This window comes from Neorhizobium sp. R1-B (genome assembly GCF_004368875.1).
Lineage (GTDB): Bacteria > Pseudomonadota > Alphaproteobacteria > Rhizobiales > Rhizobiaceae > Neorhizobium > Neorhizobium huautlense.
The window spans coordinates 224,756-242,248 of sequence record NZ_SOEM01000003.1; the positions used below are offsets into that span (position 1 = coordinate 224,756).

The 17,493-nt window shown below is 60.6% G+C and carries 15 protein-coding genes; 7 read left to right on the forward strand and 8 right to left on the reverse strand.

Annotation, left to right across the window (positions count from 1 at the left end; translation table 11 throughout):
- Positions 1-61 precede the first annotated feature (61 nt).
- The 5 genes from EDE05_RS06080 to EDE05_RS06100 form a co-directional block, all read right to left on the reverse strand.
- Entirely contained in the window at positions 62-868 is an 807-nt protein-coding gene (locus tag EDE05_RS06080) for a hypothetical protein (protein ID WP_245505072.1), read from the reverse strand.
- A complete protein-coding gene (locus tag EDE05_RS06085) occupies positions 862-1,707 on the reverse strand; it encodes an RHS repeat-associated core domain-containing protein (protein WP_132409173.1) in 846 nt (281 codons plus the stop codon). Before EDE05_RS06085 ends, EDE05_RS06080 begins: the two co-directional genes overlap by 7 nt.
- A gap of 131 nt (positions 1,708-1,838) precedes the next feature.
- Entirely contained in the window at positions 1,839-3,059 is a 1,221-nt protein-coding gene (locus EDE05_RS06090) for a D-alanyl-D-alanine carboxypeptidase (protein WP_132409175.1), read from the reverse strand.
- Between the two features lie 108 nt (positions 3,060-3,167).
- Complete coding sequence (gene glpK / locus EDE05_RS06095) at positions 3,168-4,661, reverse strand: glycerol kinase GlpK (protein WP_132409177.1); 1,494 nt, start codon at positions 4,659-4,661, stop codon at positions 3,168-3,170.
- A gap of 146 nt (positions 4,662-4,807) precedes the next feature.
- Positions 4,808-6,784, reverse strand: coding sequence for a HAMP domain-containing methyl-accepting chemotaxis protein (locus EDE05_RS06100; protein ID WP_132409179.1), 1,977 nt, complete (start codon positions 6,782-6,784; stop codon positions 4,808-4,810).
- Positions 6,785-7,073: 289 nt separating this feature from the next.
- Between EDE05_RS06100 and EDE05_RS06105 the strand changes: the two genes are divergently transcribed.
- Genes EDE05_RS06105 through EDE05_RS06120 form a run of 4 tightly spaced genes read left to right on the forward strand, consistent with a single transcriptional unit; the run spans position 7,074 to position 12,226 of the window.
- Positions 7,074-7,850 carry a 3-hydroxybutyrate dehydrogenase gene (locus EDE05_RS06105; RefSeq protein WP_132409181.1) on the forward strand — a complete coding sequence of 259 codons (777 nt, stop codon included), beginning with the start codon at positions 7,074-7,076 and terminating at the stop codon, positions 7,848-7,850.
- 49 nt (positions 7,851-7,899) lie between these two features.
- Entirely contained in the window at positions 7,900-9,372 is a 1,473-nt protein-coding gene (gene xdhA, locus EDE05_RS06110; RefSeq protein ID WP_132409183.1) for a xanthine dehydrogenase small subunit, read from the forward strand.
- A 2-nt stretch (positions 9,373-9,374) separates the two neighbouring features.
- Complete coding sequence (gene xdhB / locus EDE05_RS06115; RefSeq protein ID WP_132409185.1) at positions 9,375-11,714, forward strand: xanthine dehydrogenase molybdopterin binding subunit; 2,340 nt, start codon at positions 9,375-9,377, stop codon at positions 11,712-11,714.
- Positions 11,715-11,716: 2 nt separating this feature from the next.
- Positions 11,717-12,226, forward strand: coding sequence for an N-acetyltransferase (locus tag EDE05_RS06120; RefSeq protein WP_132409337.1), 510 nt, complete (start codon positions 11,717-11,719; stop codon positions 12,224-12,226).
- Between the two features lie 82 nt (positions 12,227-12,308).
- Here EDE05_RS06120 and EDE05_RS06125 read toward each other — a convergent pair whose 3' ends face one another.
- Complete coding sequence (locus tag EDE05_RS06125) at positions 12,309-13,166, reverse strand: manganese catalase family protein (protein ID WP_132409187.1); 858 nt, start codon at positions 13,164-13,166, stop codon at positions 12,309-12,311.
- 277 nt (positions 13,167-13,443) lie between these two features.
- On the opposite strand from EDE05_RS06125, the gene xdhC reads away from it, so the two are divergent.
- Together xdhC and EDE05_RS06135 are read left to right on the forward strand one after the other, a co-directional pair.
- Positions 13,444-14,280, forward strand: a complete 837-nt coding sequence (gene xdhC, locus EDE05_RS06130; RefSeq protein ID WP_132409189.1) for a xanthine dehydrogenase accessory protein XdhC — start codon at positions 13,444-13,446, stop codon at positions 14,278-14,280.
- Between the two features lie 346 nt (positions 14,281-14,626).
- Positions 14,627-15,556 carry a LysR substrate-binding domain-containing protein gene (locus tag EDE05_RS06135; RefSeq protein WP_112800440.1) on the forward strand — a complete coding sequence of 310 codons (930 nt, stop codon included), beginning with the start codon at positions 14,627-14,629 and terminating at the stop codon, positions 15,554-15,556.
- 15 nt (positions 15,557-15,571) lie between these two features.
- Here the strand turns inward: EDE05_RS06135 and EDE05_RS06140 are convergent, their stop codons facing one another.
- Positions 15,572-15,799 carry a hypothetical protein gene (locus EDE05_RS06140; protein WP_112800441.1) on the reverse strand — a complete coding sequence of 76 codons (228 nt, stop codon included), beginning with the start codon at positions 15,797-15,799 and terminating at the stop codon, positions 15,572-15,574.
- Between the two features lie 96 nt (positions 15,800-15,895).
- Here EDE05_RS06140 and EDE05_RS06145 point away from each other — a divergent pair, with 96 nt between their 5' ends.
- Positions 15,896-16,813: a LysR substrate-binding domain-containing protein gene (locus tag EDE05_RS06145; RefSeq protein ID WP_112800442.1), complete on the forward strand. Its 918-nt coding sequence runs from the start codon at positions 15,896-15,898 to the stop codon at positions 16,811-16,813.
- 61 nt (positions 16,814-16,874) lie between these two features.
- On the opposite strand, the gene EDE05_RS06150 is transcribed toward EDE05_RS06145, so the two are convergent.
- Positions 16,875-17,234 carry a hypothetical protein gene (locus tag EDE05_RS06150; protein WP_132409191.1) on the reverse strand — a complete coding sequence of 120 codons (360 nt, stop codon included), beginning with the start codon at positions 17,232-17,234 and terminating at the stop codon, positions 16,875-16,877.
- Between the last annotated feature and the right edge of the window lie 259 nt (positions 17,235-17,493).

Consider the following 17,493-nt stretch of genomic DNA (forward strand, 5'->3'; position numbering starts at 1 on the left):
ATCTATCGCTCCACAAAGAGCTCAACCGCCTTCGCTTGCAACAGTGAACAAGCGAGGGAAATTATGACGTTATTACCATCAATCCTGCGCCGAGTATCACCGGCCTCACCGCTTCTATCCGCTCCGGCGGCACCGACCATAACCATGTCACATCAGAGAGGCGTACCAAATCACCAATCTTGTCCCTCTCGATCCATTCTGCAAGCGTGCCGTTTCCCACCTTCTGTGAGAGATGCCCCGCGGAGAGCAAGTTGATCTCAAAAACATCGCGCAATTTGGTTTCAAGCTGTCGCTGTCCAGGCAATCGACGAAAGACGCGGCCAAACTCGTAGTTTCGAGGTTGGATCTCTTTTGGCGAACCATAAAAAGTCCGATCAACTGTCGCGAAGCGAGAATAGCCTTGCCCGATCGCAAAAGAAGAGGGTCCCCAGTAAAACGGTACCCGGTAGCCGATGCCGTAGATCGGTGCCAGTTCAGCCACTAAAAGATCAAGAACCTTTTTGTAAACTCCCATGACATCAGGAACGGCACATTCGTCGATATGGACGTAGAACTTGGCAAATCTACCAACATCAAAACTAACCTGAATGGAATCCTCAGATAATATCCCCTTCCTCCTCCACCAGCAAAATCCGATACCTTCCCATCCATCAATCAAGGATGAGCGTTTTTTTATGTAGTTTCTGTAGCGATATGACTTATATTTCTCTTGACCCACCAACGTCAGAAAATCCGGTTGAGATCCTAGGATCTTAAATAATTGATCGCACAGACGAGTTGCAGCTAAGAAATCAATCTTCCGTTCCCACTCATACACAGCCAAGGAATGAACAGTATTGGTTTCTTTGAATAGTGCCTCATCTACCATCGGTTATCTCTGGAACTCGAACCCTTAGTCGGTGCTTCTCCAGTGGGATTCCCTCCTGTGGGATCTCCATCTCCGCCACGGGTAGTAACGTCACCTTCGCCCTTAAACCCAGCAGCGTCGATTTTGGAAACGTTGGTTGTGTTCTTCGCCTCCATCTCTACAGCCTTTTGGCTGGGCGAAACGCACTCGCAGATCTTCACAGTCGTCCCGTCCTTGTACACAACTGTAACGTCAGGGCGATTTTGTGAGACGCCTTTCGTGCCAAGAGCTGAATCGATGGTTCTGTTCAGATGAACCGAGGCTACATTTGGGTCCTTAGCATACTCGACGGCTTTCGCGTAGCTAACATCGGCGTGCCAAGTGTCCTTCCCAGCCTGCTGACCGTAACCATGTATCTTCCCGGCCCAATCGGGATCGAAATCAACCTTTGCTAGAGCTTTGGCATCATCGACCTTTTCAACCGCTCGCGCCGCTTTTGAAATCCCTGCGGGGACAAACGGAACCATGGCGGATGCGGCATCTACGCCGAGGTCAATAGTGCCCTGTGTCACCATTTCCTTGTTGTCAGTATAATGCCCGTACCCTATGGTACCGATATCAATAACAACATTTAATAAGTCCCATGCCGTGTCCAGTATATGGCCGGTAGGATCGCTTTTATTGATGGGATCGTTCGCCGCATAGGCATAGCGATTGGTACCCACTCCTTCGATAGAAGGATCCAGCGTGTCTGGTGAGATGAACCTCGCAGCAGACGTAGATGTCATCGCCACAAGCAACAAAACCGTGAAAAAGGCTCTAACTACTCTGCCCCACAAGTAAGAATTGAAATAACTCATACCGCCCCCCAATCTCGTAATATCGCATTAGTTGCAGAGAAAGGGGCCGATTCGTCAAGACGATAACGACGGCCTGTGGCTCGTCATATGATGAGAAAGCTGAAATGAATATGACGTAGCTGGCGCCAGCTTCACCGCACCACGAAGCAGTTCACCGCTTTTGCCTGCAGCACCGAGCAGGCGCGAGCGGCGGCGGTCTGGTCCGCGAAGCCGACGAAGCGGGCCCGGAAATATTCCTTTCCGGCCTCCGCATAGCTCTCGACGCTTGGGGCGATGCGGCCGAAATCCGTCGCCAGCAGCGAAACCGCCTTTTCAAGCATGGCGGAGGCTGCATCGCGGCTGCCGGCCGCGGCGATCTGGATTTGCCAAAGCGGGCCGACGGGTTCCCGCGGCGTCGGGGCGGCATAAAGATTGGCAATCGAAACCCTTGCCGGCGGAGCACCGAGCGAAATTTCCTTGCGCGGCGCGGCGAAGGCCAGCGGCGCGGCGCTTTCGGCCGGTCGTTTTCCCTGGTTTTCCAGAGCGATGAGACCGTCAGCGGCGGGAGTGCCGGCGCCTGGCACATACTTGTCGAGGAGAGCCGCCATCTGGTCGTCGCGCTTACGGGCCGACTTGCCGCCGAGGACGACACCGATCACCCGTCTTCCGTTGATATTGACGGCGCTCGCGATATTGAAGCCCGAAGCGCGGATATAACCGGTCTTCACCCCGTCCATGCCGGGATAGCGATACATCAGGTTGTTATGGCCGCGAATGCGCTTGCCCCGGAACTCGAAGGCACGCATCGAGAAGAGCTGGTATTCGCGGGGGAAGTCGCGGATGAGCGCAAGCGCCATCGTGCCCATGTCCCGCGCAGTGGTTACCTGGTCGTCATCCGGTAGGCCGGAGGCATTGCGGAACACCGTCCGCGTCATGCCGAGCTGGCGCGCCTTCTGGGTCATCATCATGCCGAACCGCGCCTCGGTACCGCCGAGATGATCGGCCATCGCGGCGGCAGCGTCATTGGCGGAACGCACCGCCATCGCAAGCACCGCCTCGCGCACCGTGAGCGTCTGGCCTGCCTTGACCCCCAGCTTGAACGGGATCTTGGAGGCTGCATTCGCCGTCATGACGATCTGCTCGTCCCAATCCAGGCGGCCCTGCTTGAGCGCCTCGAAGGTCATGTAGAGCGTCATCATCTTGGTGAGCGAGGCCGGATGATTGATGACGTCGGCGTTTTCCGAAGCCAGGACCTTGCCGCTCTGGGCGTCGTAGATGAAATGCGCATAACCCGCCTCGGCAGACGTTCGGCTCATCGCCAGAGACGCGCCGACGAGAAACAGGAAGGCCAGGACATGCGCAATTCTTGACATCGATCAACCTCGCTAAGTGCGCACGAACATAGGCCAAGGATGCTGGTGCGAAAATGGCGGAACTGAATTTTAGTGAAATTTCCGCACTTGCGTCCCCGGAAAGGTCGTCTAGCCGACGGCCAGCGTGCGTCTTACGGCGTCCTTCCAGCCCCGGATTTTTGCGCCGCGGGCCTTCTCGTCCATCTCCGGTTCGAAGCGGCGCTGGCGTGCCCAGCTCTTTGCGAACGCCTTCCTGTCCGGCCAGACCCCGGCCCTGGAGCCGGCAAGCCAGGCGGCCCCGAGCGCGGTCGTCTCGAGGATGGTTGGCCGGTCGACGGGCGCGTCGAGCAGATCGGAGAGCCGCTGCATGGTCCAGTCGGAGGCGACCATACCACCGTCGACGCGCAGGACGGTGTCGCCATTGGCATTGCGCCAGTCCCGGCGCATCGCGTCGAGCAGATCGCGGGTCTGGTAGCAGACGGCTTCGAGCGCGGCCCGCGCAAATTCGGCAGGTCCCGTCGCCCGTGTCAGGCCGAAGATCGCCCCCCTCGCCTCGGCGTCCCAGTGCGGCGCGCCAAGACCGGTGAAGGCCGGCACCAGATAAACCTCCTGTTGAGGATCGGCTTCCGCCGCCAAGTCGCCGGATTGACTCGCCTTTTCGATGATGCCGAGCCCGTCGCGCAGCCATTGTACGGCAGCGCCTGCGATGAAGATGGAGCCTTCGAGCGCATAAGTCGTCTCGCCATCGAGCCGGTAGGCAATGGTCGTCAGAAGCCGGTTTTTGGAGCGGCACATGTCGGCACCGGTATTCAGCACGGCAAAACATCCGGTGCCGTAGGTGGATTTCATCATGCCCGGTTCGAAGCAGGCCTGGCCGATGGTTGCCGCCTGCTGGTCCCCGGCGACGCCGAGAATAGGGATGACCGCTCCAAGCAGGCTTTCGTCGGTGACGCCGAAATCGTCGGCGCAGTCCTTGACCTCCGGCAGCATCGCGGCGGGAATGCGGAGTATATCCAGGAGTTCCTCATCCCAGCGGTTGTCGGCGATGTTGTAGATCAGCGTGCGCGACGCATTGGTGGCGTCGGTGACAAAGCTCCTGCCGCCGGTCAGCCGCCAGATGAGGAAGGTGTCGATGGTGCCGAAGCAAAGCTCGCCCTTGGCCGCCCGCGCCCGGGCGCCTTTGACGTTGGCGAGCATCCAGGACAGCTTGGTGCCGGAAAAATAAGGATCGAGGAGCAGGCCGGTACGGCGGGTGAACAGCTTTTCGAGATCCTGCCGTTTCAGCTTTTCGCAATAACTCGCGGTGCGGCGGTCCTGCCATACGATGGCGTTGTGGATCGGTTTTCCCGTGTCGCGTTCCCAGACGACGACCGTCTCGCGCTGGTTTGTGATGCCGATCGCGGCAATATCGGCGGATTCGATCTTTGCTTCCCTGAGAGCCTGCTTGATCGTCCACAGCACGGTTTCCCAGATCTCCTCCGGATCGTGCTCCACCCAGCCGGGCTTTGGAAAGATCTGCTTGAATTCCTTCTGGCCGATGCCGGCAATTTTCATCTTGCCGTCAAAAACGATCGCCCGCGTCGAGGTCGTCCCCTGGTCGATCGCCAGAACATAACCCGCCATGCTGCTCCTCCTCCCTGAGAGTCTTGTGGAGACGGTTTCAGCAGGCCGGATCGCCATGTGTCAAACAAAAACATCGAGCCTGCCGATCGGAAGTTCGATCGGCAGGCTCGATGAAGGTTTTGGTAAGGTCGGACTGGGCGGGGCGCTTAGAATTCTTCCCAGTTGTCCGCCGATGCCGCAGGCGAAGCCGCGACAGGCGCGCCACCGCCGGAAAAGGCCCTGGCGATCTTGCTGACCATGGAGCGGGCCGGAGATGCGGCAGGCACCGAGCGCACGGTCGCCGGAGTGACTGCCGCTGCCTGGCGAACCGAAACCGGAGGCACCGAGGCATTCCGGCCGAGCTGGAAGTTTCCGATCAGCTCGCGCAGGCGGCCGGCCTCGGTCGCGAGCGTAGCACCCGCCGCATTGGCTTCTTCGACCATGGCGGCGTTCTGCTGCGTCACCTGATCCATCTGGTTGATCGCGGTATTGACTTCGGAAAGCCCGACCGACTGTTCCTTCGCCGATGTGGCGATGGCGTCCATGTGCTGATTGATCGAGACGATATAGGCTTCGATCGCCTTCAGCGCCTCGCCTGTCTCGCTGACCAGCTTGACGCCGCTTTCCACTTCGACGGACGAATTGCGGATTAGCTCCTTGATCTCCTTGGCAGCCTTTGCCGACCGCTGGGCGAGTTCGCGCACTTCCTGCGCGACCACAGCGAAACCCTTGCCGGCCTCGCCTGCACGCGCTGCCTCGACACCCGCGTTGAGGGCGAGAAGGTTGGTCTGGAAGGCAATATCGTCGATCACGCCGATGATGTTGGAGATCTGGCTCGACGACTGTTCGATCTTGCCCATGGCGTCGACCGCGTTGGCGACCACGGTTTCCGACTGGCGGGCGCTCTCGTTCGCCTGGATGGCGACGATGCGGGCCTCCTCGGCGCGTCTGGAGGAATTGGAGACGTTAACGGTGATCTCGTCGAGCGCTGCCGCAGTCTCTTCGAGCGATGCGGCCTGCTGTTCGGTGCGTCTCGAAAGATCGTCGGCGCTCTGGCTGACCTCCCGCGCACCGCCATCGATCGAGGCGCTGACATCCGCCACCGTCCCAAGCGTTATGCTCAACTGTTCCACCGCACGATTGAAATCCGTGCGGAGCGTCTCGAAGTCCTCAGCAAAGGGCTGGCCGAGCTGGAAGGAAAGATTGCCTGCGGCAAGGTGCTTGAGCCCTTCCGCAAGCCCGTTCGTCGCCTGTGTCATCGCTTCGGCGCGGATCCGTTCCAGTTCGGCCGAACGGCGACGTTCCGCTTCCGTCTGGTTGCGCTGGGTCTCTGCCTCGCCCTCAAGTTCCTTGGCCTTCAGCGCATTGTCCTTGAAGACCTGGACCGCCTGCGCCATGCTGCCGACTTCGTCCTTGCGATCCTCACCCACCACGACGGCCGTGAGATCGCCTTCGGCAAGCCGCCCCATGACGCTGCCAAGCGACCGGATCGGTGCGGCGACATAGGCGCGCAGTGCCCAGCCGCTGACAATCGTCATCAGCACCAGCCCGCCGACCATCGAGCCGATGGAGGTCCAGTAAGTAGCAGCCGACTGTTCCGACAATTCGTCGCTGCGCACGGTCGTCGCCTTGGTGATTTCAGCGACCTTCCCGACGAGCGCCTTGGTCATCTCTTCGAACTGGGGAGAGCAATCCTTGAAAAAGAGCGAGGTGGCGCTCTTGATGTCGATATAGGTGATGGCCTTGGTGCCGGCTTCGACCGTCGCCCGGCAGAGGTTGTCCACGGTCTCGATGCCTCGGGCCCGGATATCCTTGATCGATGCGTCTTCCGGCAGGTCGGCAACCGCCAGGTCCATGAATTCGACGAAACGTCCACGGCTCGCCGCCAGTGCCTCGAGGGACGCCTTGTCCCGCTCCTTTTCCGTCGACAGAAGCAGATCGTAGATCGATCCGCGGACGGACTGGAAGGCGCCGGTCGCCCGCGACAGCGTAATGGAGGCATCCGCCTCCCGCTCCAGGAGATCGGAATAGGCGCCGCTGACGCTGTTGATCTGATGGCCCGCATAAAAGGAAAGACCGACGGCAAACAGGCCGAAGGCGACGAGCAGGACCAGGAACTTGCCGATAATGGGTAGGTTTTTCATGGAAGACCTGTTGAATGTGACGGGGGGATCCGATTCCATGGATCGTCAGGCGGGCGCCAGCCGACCGGCACACACCTCCCCTGCAGGTGACGTCATGTCACCCGATGAATGTCGCCAGCCTATAAGCCCAAGATTTATTAGCGGTTAATCGCAACAGAAACGGGCAGATAGCGGCAACTGCTCTGCCGTTGCAGCCTCCGATCCGCTACCGATTGCCATTTCGCCCGAATTGGGAATAACCTGTCCGACGTTGCGGCGCACAAGAACGCCGCGTTGGAGGAGATATGGCATGACCAGAACCGTCGTCGTCACCGGCTCAACGAGCGGCATCGGGCTCGGCATCGCGAAAGCGTTTGCAGCCGAGGGCGCCAATGTCGTCATCAACGGCTTTGGCAAGGCGGACGAAATCGAGGCGGTCCGCAAGGCGCTGGACGATGCGAGCGCCGGAACGGTTCTTTATCACGGCGCCGACATGACCCGGCCGGAGGAGATCGAGGACCTGATCGCCACGGCCGCGAAGAGCTTCGGGACCGTCGACGTTCTCGTCAACAATGCCGGCATCCAGCATGTGGCGAAGATCGAGGAGTTTCCGGTCGAAAAGTGGGACCAGCTGATCGCCATCCTGCTATCCTCCGCCTTCCACACGATGCGGCACACGATCCCGCTGATGAAGCAGGCCGGCAAGGGCCGCATCATCAATGTCGCTTCCGCCCACGCGCTGGTCGCCTCGCCGTTCAAGTCGGCCTATGTTGCCGCCAAGCACGGCATATTGGGGCTTACCAAAACGGCGGCCTTGGAACTTGCCGAATTCGGGATTACCGTGAATGCGATATGCCCGGGCTACGTATTGACGCCGCTTGTGGAAAAGCAGATCCCCGATACGGCCCGCGAGCGCGGCATTTCGGAGGCTGAGGTCAAGAGCGAGGTGATGCTGCGGCTGCAGGCGACAAAGGAATTCGTCTCGATCGACGAGGTTGCCGCAACCGCTATCTATCTGGCGAGCGATGCGGCAAGAAGCATCACCGGCACGCATATCTCGATCGACGGCGGCTGGACCGCTCAATAGGATCGAGAACAAAGGGTTTTTAGCCGGAAACGGCGGACGAAGGAGAGAAATGAGCGAAGCCATCCGCTTCATCCTGAACGGAGAAGAGGTCACCCTTGGAGATTTCGGACCGACGGAGACCTTACTCGATTATCTGCGCCTGAGGCGGCGGCTGACAGGAACCAAGGAAGGATGCGCCGAGGGCGATTGCGGCGCCTGCACGGTGCTCGTCGGGCGGCTGACGGAACAGGGCTTGCGCTACGAAAGCGTCAATGCCTGCATCCGCTTCCTGGGCTCTTTGCACGGGACCCATGTGGTGACGGTCGAGCACCTGGCCGGCCGGGATGGCGCGCTGCATCCGGTTCAGCAGGCCCTTGTCGACTGCGACGGTTCGCAATGCGGTTTCTGCACCCCGGGCTTCGTGATGTCGCTCTACGGCCTCTGGCTTTCCAACCAGGCGCCGACCCGCGCCGATATCGAAAGCGCGCTGCAGGGCAATCTCTGTCGCTGCACCGGCTATGAGCCGATCGTGAAGGCAGCCGAGCAGGTTTCGCAGAACCGGCCAAGCTCGCTCTTCGATCCGCTGGAGCGCGACCACATCCAGATCATGGCAAAGCTCTGGTCGATCCATTCCGAAGCCGACACGATTGTCGTTGAAAAGGATGGCGCCCGTTCCATCATACCGGCCTCGGTCGCGACCTTCTCCGATATCCTGGCGGAAGAGCCGGACGCGACCATCGTCGCCGGCGCCACCGATGTCGGCCTCTGGGTCACCAAGCAGATGCGGCTTCTCAATCCGGTGATCTTCATCAATCACCTGACCGAGCTGCAGTCCATTGCCGCCGATGAGACGACCATCACCATCGGCGCCGGCGTCAGCTATGCCCAGGCCTTCGATGTCCTGGCCGACGAAATCCCCCCGCTCGGCCGGCTGATCGACCGGATCGGCGGGCAGCAGGTCCGCAATATGGGCACGATCGGAGGCAATATCGCCAACGGCTCGCCGATCGGCGATACGCCCCCGCCGCTGATTGCGCTCGGCGCCGAGCTGACGCTCCGGACCCATGCCGGCCGACGCACCATAGCGCTTGAGGACTATTTCCTCGCCTACGGAAAGCAGGACCGGCTGCAGGGCGAATTTGTCGAGAAGGTTTGCGTGCCGCGTCCGGCCGAAGGCAGCCATTTCGCCGTCTACAAGATTTCCAAACGGCGCGACGAGGATATTTCCGCGCTTTGCGGCGCCTTCAACCTGAGCCTCGACGCCGAGGGCAAGGTCGCCCAAATCCGCATCGCCTTCGGCGGCATGGCCGCCACCCCGAAACGGGCCAGGCATGTGGAGGAAGCGCTGTTGGGAAAAGACTGGAACTGGGAGACCGTTTCGGCCGCCCGCAATGCGTTCGACGAAGACTACCAGCCGCTGACCGATTGGCGGGCGACGGCGGAATACCGCAGCCTCGCCGCCAAGAACCTTTTGACCCGCTTCTTCCTGGAAACCGCCGGCGCGCCGACCGAACTCCGCCGTTTCGAACTGGAGGAGGCGTGAGAATGGACAAGTCGACCTTCGAAACCAAACCGATCATCAAGGGACCCATGCACAGTGCGCTGAAACATGATTCAGCGCATAAGCATGTTACCGGAAGTGCCGAATATATCGATGATATTCCCGAACCCGCGGGCACTCTGCATGGAGGTCTCGGGCTATCGGATCGGGCGCATGCGGAAATCGTCTCGATCGATCTTTCCGCAGTCAAGGCCGCACCCGGCGTCGTCTGGGTGATGACGGCCGCCGACATACCGGGCTTCAACGACGTCGCCTCGACCGGCCAGCATGACGAACCGCTGCTGGCAACCACCAAGGTAGAGTTCCATGGCCAACCGGTCTTTGCCGTGATTGCCGAAACCCGCGACCAGGCGCGGCGCGCGGCAACGCTTGCCAGGATCGAATACCGCGACCTGCCGCACTGGACCGACATCGACGGCGCACGCGAAAACGGTGCACCGCTCGTCGTCGAACCGATGGTGCTGAAGCGCGGCGAACCGGAAACCGAGATCGCGAATTCTCCCCTTCGCGTGCAGGCTCATATGTATATCGGCGGCCAGGAGCATTTTTATCTGGAGAGCCATATTGCCCTCGCCATACCCGGCGAGGACGAGGACATCACCGTCTGGTCCTCCACCCAGCATCCGAGCGAGGTGCAGCACATGGTGGCGCATGTGCTCGGCATCGCCAACAACGCGGTGACGGTCATGACCCGCCGCATGGGAGGCGGCTTCGGCGGCAAGGAAACCCAGGGCAATCACTTCGCCTGCCTCGCTTCGGTGGCGGCCAAGAAGCTGAAGCGGGCGGTAAAATTCCGCCCGGACCGCGACGAGGACATGGCGGTCACGGGCAAACGGCACGATTTCCGGGTGGATTACGACGTCGCCTTCGACGAAGAGGGCCGCATCCATGCGGTCGAAGCGACCTATGCGGCACGCTGCGGCTTTTCCGCCGACCTTTCCGGCCCGGTCACCGACCGCGCCCTCTTCCACGCCGATTCCAGCTACTATTACCCGCATGTCCGGCTGACCTCGCAGCCTTTGAAGACGCATACGGTATCCAACACCGCCTTCCGCGGTTTCGGCGGACCGCAGGGCATGCTCGGGGCCGAGCGCATCATCGAGGAGATCGCCTACGCAACGGGCAAGGATCCGCTCGAAATCCGCAAGCTGAATTTTTACGGCAAACGGGGCTCCGAGCGGACGGTGACGCCCTATCACCAGGAGGTCGAGGACAACATCATCGCCAAGGTCGTCGAAGAGCTGGAGACCTCCTCCGACTATCAGGCGCGTCGCCAGGCGATCATCGACTTCAACGCCGACAGTCCGGTGATCCGCAAGGGCATCGCGCTGACGCCAGTGAAGTTCGGGATCTCTTTCACCATGACCGCCTATAATCAGGCCGGTGCCCTGGTGCACATCTACAACGACGGTTCGATCCACCTGAACCATGGCGGCACCGAAATGGGCCAGGGCCTCTATACCAAGGTGGCTCAGGTGGTGGCCGATGCGTTCCAGGTCGATATCGACCGGGTGAAGATCACCGCAACGACAACCGGCAAGGTTCCGAACACTTCGGCGACCGCCGCCTCCTCCGGCTCCGACCTCAACGGCATGGCGGCCTATGACGCGTGCCGGCAGATCAAGGAGCGGCTGATCGACTTCGCCACCCGCCAGTGGAAGGTCGGGCGCGACAAGATCGAATTCCTGCCGAACCGCGTGCGGATCGGCACCGAGATCGTGCCCTTCGACACCTTCGTCCGCGCCGCCTATTACGACCGGGTCCAGCTTTCGGCCGCAGGCTTTTACAAGACGCCGAAGATCCATTGGGACCGAAAGGCAGGCCGCGGCAGGCCGTTCTATTATTTCGCCTATGGCGCCGCCTGTTCGGAGGTGGCGATCGACACGCTGACGGGAGAATATCTCGTGGAGCGCACCGACATCCTCCACGATGTCGGCAAGTCGCTCAATCCGGCCATCGATATCGGCCAGATCGAGGGCGGTTTCGTGCAGGGCCTCGGCTGGCTGACCACCGAAGAACTGTGGTGGGATGCCAGGGGCCGGCTGCGCACCCATGCGCCGTCGACCTACAAGATCCCGCTCGCCTCCGATCGGCCGAAGACCTTCAATGTCAAGCTGGCGGAATGGTCCGAAAACGCCGAGCCGACCATCGGCCGTTCCAAGGCTGTCGGTGAGCCGCCCTTCATGTTGGCGATCTCGGTGTTCGAGGCGATATCCATGGCGGTGGCAAGCGTCGCCGACTACCGGATCTGCCCGCGGCTCGACGCGCCGGCCACACCCGAACGCGTGCTGATGGCGGTCGAACGGCTGAAATCTATGGGATGACCTTGAACATCCGCCCCGAACGCCCCGGCGACGAAGACATAATCCATGAGCTGACCCAGACGGCGTTTGCGGCCATGCCCTATAGCTCGGGAACAGAGGGAGCCATTATCCGGGGGCTGCGAAAATCCGGCGATCTTACGCTGTCGCTGGTTGCGGAGGATGATGGAGCCATCGTCGCGCATGTTGCCTTTTCGCCTGTCACCATCGACGGCATCCACGGCGGCTGGTTCGGGCTTGGCCCCATATCGGTGCAACCGGAGCGGCAGCGGCAGGGAATCGGCAAAGCGCTCATAAGCGAAGGGCTGGAGAGGCTGAAGCAGCGCGGCGCGGCGGGCTGCGCCCTGATCGGCAACCCGGACGTTTATCGCGGCTCGGGTTTTGAAAGTGACGGCCTGCTCTCGTATGAAGGAGTGGACAGCCGCTACGTGCAGAGGATCCTGTTCCATGGACCCGTGCCGCGCGGGCGGCTGCGATTTGCTCCGGTCTTCGAAACAGAAAATAACACCGAGTGATGGTCAATCATCCCTCTAACATAAGACGGGCCGCAAGAGCGGCCCGCCCTCTGGAGCTATTGCGTCCCGCTAAAGAGCGGCTTTAGCCGATCTGGTCGGTCTGGGCGCCGCTGTCCGGTCTTGCGGGACCAAGCACGGGCTCCTCACCCATCGGCTCGTTCTGGAAGACGGTGAACTTGCCCTTTCCATCCATGGTGAGGCCGTCGTTCCAGCGCGCGGGAGGCGGCACGGACCCGTCGGCTGCCGTGGCAAAGAAGTCGTAGTTGTGACGCTGGTCTTCCTTTTCCTGCGGGAAACTGTTCGGAATCGGCAGGACCTTTTCGTGCCCGCCCAGTTCCTCGATCACTGCGAGCCACTGCTGCTGATGCATGGTGTCACGCGCAATCATGAAATGCAGCATATCCTTCATGCCTTCATCATGCGCGGCATTGTAGAGACGGACAGCTAGAACCCGGCCGGTGGCTTCTGCAGCGACGTTGCAATACATGTCGGCTGCCAGATTGCCGCTCGCATAGATATGCGACATGTCGAAGGGCACGCCTTCGGAATTGGCCGGAAATGCCGCAAGACCGGTGGAGAGGATGTGGCGGTGCAGCATTCCTTCGATCACGTGGCGCGGATTTTCTCCGCCCATCACGGCGCCGACGACGCCATCCGCAGATCCGGCTTCCTGCAATGCAACCGGTGCCTTATCAAGATTGAGCGCGACCGCGGTCGCTAACATTTCGATATGACCGATCTCCTCCGTTGCCGTGTGCAGGAGCATGTCGCGATATTTGGTATTCGGCCCCCGCGCGCCCCAGGCCTGAAAGAAATACTGCATACAGACCCGGATTTCTCCTTCGACGCCGCCGATCGCCTGCTGCAACATCCTCGCGAAAATGGGATCCGGGGCAGTAACCTTCACCGGATACTGCAACCGCTTGTCAAAGCTGAACATGGTTATTCCTCGTGCTGGAAAGTAAACTGGAAGTGGTAAAGCGACGCTACGAACGTCCGGGGAGCGAACTGGCGGCACCACGGATAGTTCCCGATTTAGCTCTTCTTTTCGAAGGCCCTGGGGGCAACCCTGCTCCGGGAGAGACGGGACCTACCGACCGGGCCCTACCGCTTCCGGATCAGGATCGAGAAATCCGCGCTGAACAGGGATCAAGCCGCCCTGCAAGCTCAAGGCGCAGGCCTTGCACTGAATTTGGATTGGTGCACAGAGTGAGACCATGACGACAGACTTTCGCCTCGCCTCATTCATCGCCGCTCATCCCGCCTGCGTGCTGGTCGAGATCGCGCAGGCGAAGGGGTCGACGCCGCGTGAGGCCGGCACCTTCATGCTGGTGGCCGAGAAAGCGATCTGGGGCACGATCGGCGGCGGCCAGTTCGAATACATGGCGATCGACAATGCCCGTGCGATGCTTGGCGGCGGCGGCGAGAGCGTGATGGATATCCCGCTTGGCCCGGAAATCGGCCAGTGCTGCGGCGGACGCACGCGGCTTGCCTTTACGCCGATGTCCCAGGCGCTGGCCGACGCGCTGGAGGCGCGAATGCGAGGCAAACTGGAGCAGCGCCCCTCGGTCTTCATCTTCGGTGCAGGTCATGTCGGTCAGGCGCTCGCCAGCGCGCTGGCACCCCTGCCCTTCGCCGTGACCGTCGTCGAGACGCGGCCCGAAGCCCTCGAGGATCTGCCGGCGGGAACGGAAACGCATCTGACCGCCATGCCGGAAACCTTGGTGAAGAAGATCCCAGCCGGCGGTGCAGCGATCATCCTTACCCACGATCACGCGCTGGATTTCCTGATCGCCAAAGAGGCTCTTTCGCGTCCCGACCTCGCCTATGTCGGCATGATCGGCTCGCTTACCAAGCGCGCGACATTCTCCCATTGGCTGAAGCGTGAGGGCGGCAACGAGGCGATGCTTTCCCATCTCATCCTGCCGATCGGCGGCAATGCGGTGAAGGACAAGCGGCCCGCCGTCATCGCAGCGATGGTCGCAGCTGAACTGCTGGAGACCCACGCCGCGCTGGAGGAAACCGCCTCAAAGCGGCAGGTCCCGAGCGTTTGAACGCTGTCTAGCATCCCAGAAGGCGGTTTCGCGATCGAGGGGCAGGCTGTCGGCAAATCCGACATCGCCGCACAGATCAGCCGGCAAGTCGGGCACTCGCCGCGGACCGCGCATGACGAGACGAGAGAGGAACCGGCCGAAGGCACGCCAAGCGCCATCAAAGCCATTGGATTGCAGGGGGCCGGGTGCAAGAGACACGGCTTTAGCGTTTGCGGACAGCATGGTCTGCTCCACATCGATCAATAATATTGGTTGCGCGAGATCATGAATGCCCCGGATTGCCGGGGATTTCCAATTCAATTACAGTGGGCAGCGATAAAGAGAGCTTATCGATGAAAGCCTCCTGATGAAATTGTCGCGCCGTTTTCCGCTGAATGCACTTAGGGTTTTCGAGGTGGTCGCGCGCCTTCAAAATTTCACCCGCGCGGCGGAAGAGCTCGGCATGACCCAGACCGCGGTCAGCTACCAGATCAAACTGCTCGAAGACTATCTCGGCGACGCGGTATTCCTCCGCAAGCCGCGGGCGCTGCAGCTGACGGAAACCGGCCGCAATCTCCTGCCGAAAGTAGCCGAGGCTTTTTCCCTTTTGTCTGAAGCGATGCAGGAAGCGCGCGGCACGACGGAGGAGACATTGGAAATCCACTCCCCGCCGACCTTCGCCTCTCACTGGCTGGCACGGCATATCGGCGAATTCCAGCTCGAACATCCGCATATCGCCGTGCGGCTGGTGCGCAGCGATGCCCACGACGGGCAATATCCGCAACCGACCGATGTGGCGATCCGCATTGGGGCAAACCCTTGGGACGGCTTGATCTGCCATCCGATATTGCGCCTAACCTATGCGCCCATGCTCAATCCGCAACTCGCCGAAAGCGTCGGCGGCATCGAGACGCCCGCCGACCTGATGAAGCCGCCGTGGATTTCGAACGGCAAGGGGCTGTGGAACGACTGGTTCCAGGCCGTCGGCCTTGATCCTATCGGCATCAGGCAGATGCAGCTCGATGCATATGGGGCGCTGGACCTGGAAGCGAATGCCGCAATCGCCGGCCATGGCGTTGCCATGCTCAGCCCCTTCCTGTTCAAGGCCGAACTTGCCTCGGGTCGCCTCGTGCAGCCTTTCGATCTCGCCCTCAGCGATACCAAGACCTATTGGCTTTGTTATCCGCCTGGGCGCAAGAATGCGGCAAAGGTCAAGGCCTTCGCCGCCTGGATCCAGGCGGCCGTAGCCCGTGAACTGGCACTGGCGCCGGGCCAGCTCGCCCCGCCGTTGGCCTGACGCTCTTCGCATCGCCTACAGGCTTCGTTGAGTATAGATCGTCCGCGCCGCTTTGAATGAGCCTTCTTCCGGCGCACCTCGCCGGTCCCGTCCGTCCAGCATGCCGATATCCCGCTGCCAGCTTTCCGGCATCTCTTCCATATCGACGCTGTCTTGATGCTTCCGGAGCAAGCGATGGAACAGTTCAGCCAGAGAGACATGCGGCAGAAGCCGCCCGAAATGCATGTGGGTTATGGAAAACATTGTTGACCTCCAACGGGATAAATCCGTTTCCATAGGTTCGCTGTGGAGGTAATGTGCGCTCGGGATCGGCGGTTATCCAATCGAATAACCGTATCTATGCATCAAGAGAACTCATCCATGAAGATGTCGAAACAGTTCCCGTTAAACGCCTTGCGGGTCTTCGAATCCGCCGCGCGGCAGATGAGCTTCACCAAGGCCGGCGAGGAACTGGGGCTGACGCAGACCGCCGTCAGCTATCAGATCAAGCTTCTGGAAGACACACTGAAGGAACAGCTTTTCCTGCGCCGTCCGCGGCAAGTCACGTTGACCGAGGCCGGCGAGCGGCTGGCGCCGAGGCTCACGGAAGCCTTCGCGATCATGGAAAGCGCCGTTGCGAGCCTCAGCAACGCGGCGGAAAGCACGCTGATCGTCCATTCGACAGCTACTTTCGCCGCGCAATGGCTGGCGCGGCATCTCGGCACGTTCCAGCTCGAAAATCCCGGCATTGCCGTGAGACTGGAGACATCGCAGGAGATGGTCGATTTCTCGCGCACCCAGGCGGACATAGCGATCCGCAGCGGAAAGGGCGAATGGCCTGGCTTACGCACGCATTTTCTGATGCATAATCATTTTACGCCGATGCTGAGCCCGGCTTTGGCCGCGACGATCGGTGGGGTGAAAACGCCTGAGGATATCCTCAAACTCAGGATAATCGATCCGGGCGATCCGTGGTGGCCGGTCTGGTTTGCCGCAGCCGGCCTGCCGGATGTGGATCTCACCGGTCGGCCGGTCAGCAGATTCGGCGCGCAGGCCTTCGAGGCATCCGCCGCGATCGCCGGTCAGGGCGTGGCGATTCTGCATCCGGAATTTTATACCGCCGATATCGCCCTCGGGCGACTGATCCAGCCGTTCGACATTCTGGGCCATGACGGCAGCGACTATTGGATCGCCTATCCGGAGGCGCGCAGGAACTCCCGAAAAATCCGCGCCTTTCGTGACTTTCTGCTCAAAACCATGCCGGGCACCGAAGGTTAGCAGCCGGTTTCCTATCCGCCGCACCTCCGGAGGGAAAACCGTCTGGCCGTTTTCGGCGGCCTCAGTAACTCATGTCCGGCGCATAGAAACAGCGAAGCGTATCCTCGGTCGGATACAGGCAGAGATGATATTCCTCATCATAGCTGCGCCGCGCCTGGCTCTGTTTCAGCGAGAAATGGTGCGGCCTGGTGATCAGCCTGTGGTCGCCGGGACCAAGCGAGATCTCATAGCCGCCTTTCGTAACCTTGACGTTCTTCGTCGAGATCATCTGGCAGTCGCCGGTATGGTTGTCTCCATTGCAGCAGAAGCCGTCATATTTCCAGGTGACGCCGGTTGGGCTATGGGCCTCGTGGGCGGTTGCCGTGCCGGCCTCAACGCAGGATACAAACGCAATCATCACACCTGTCAGAATACCACGCATGAGCTTAGTCTCCGTTGATGATGCCATCTCCGGCGAGCTTTTCACGCAATACCCGGACCTCGCCGGTTGACTTGCATTTGTCACATTACGTGAGTCGGCCTAGCCGGCCATTCCGATATTCCGCAATGCACAATTAATACATTCGAAAATGGTCATCTTAAGATCACGCGCAGGTGAGAACTCGGAGTCACCGACGTGAGTTCCGTCGAGAGGAACAAAAATGTTCCCGCAGATAATCGCTTCCCTCCTTCCCGTTTTT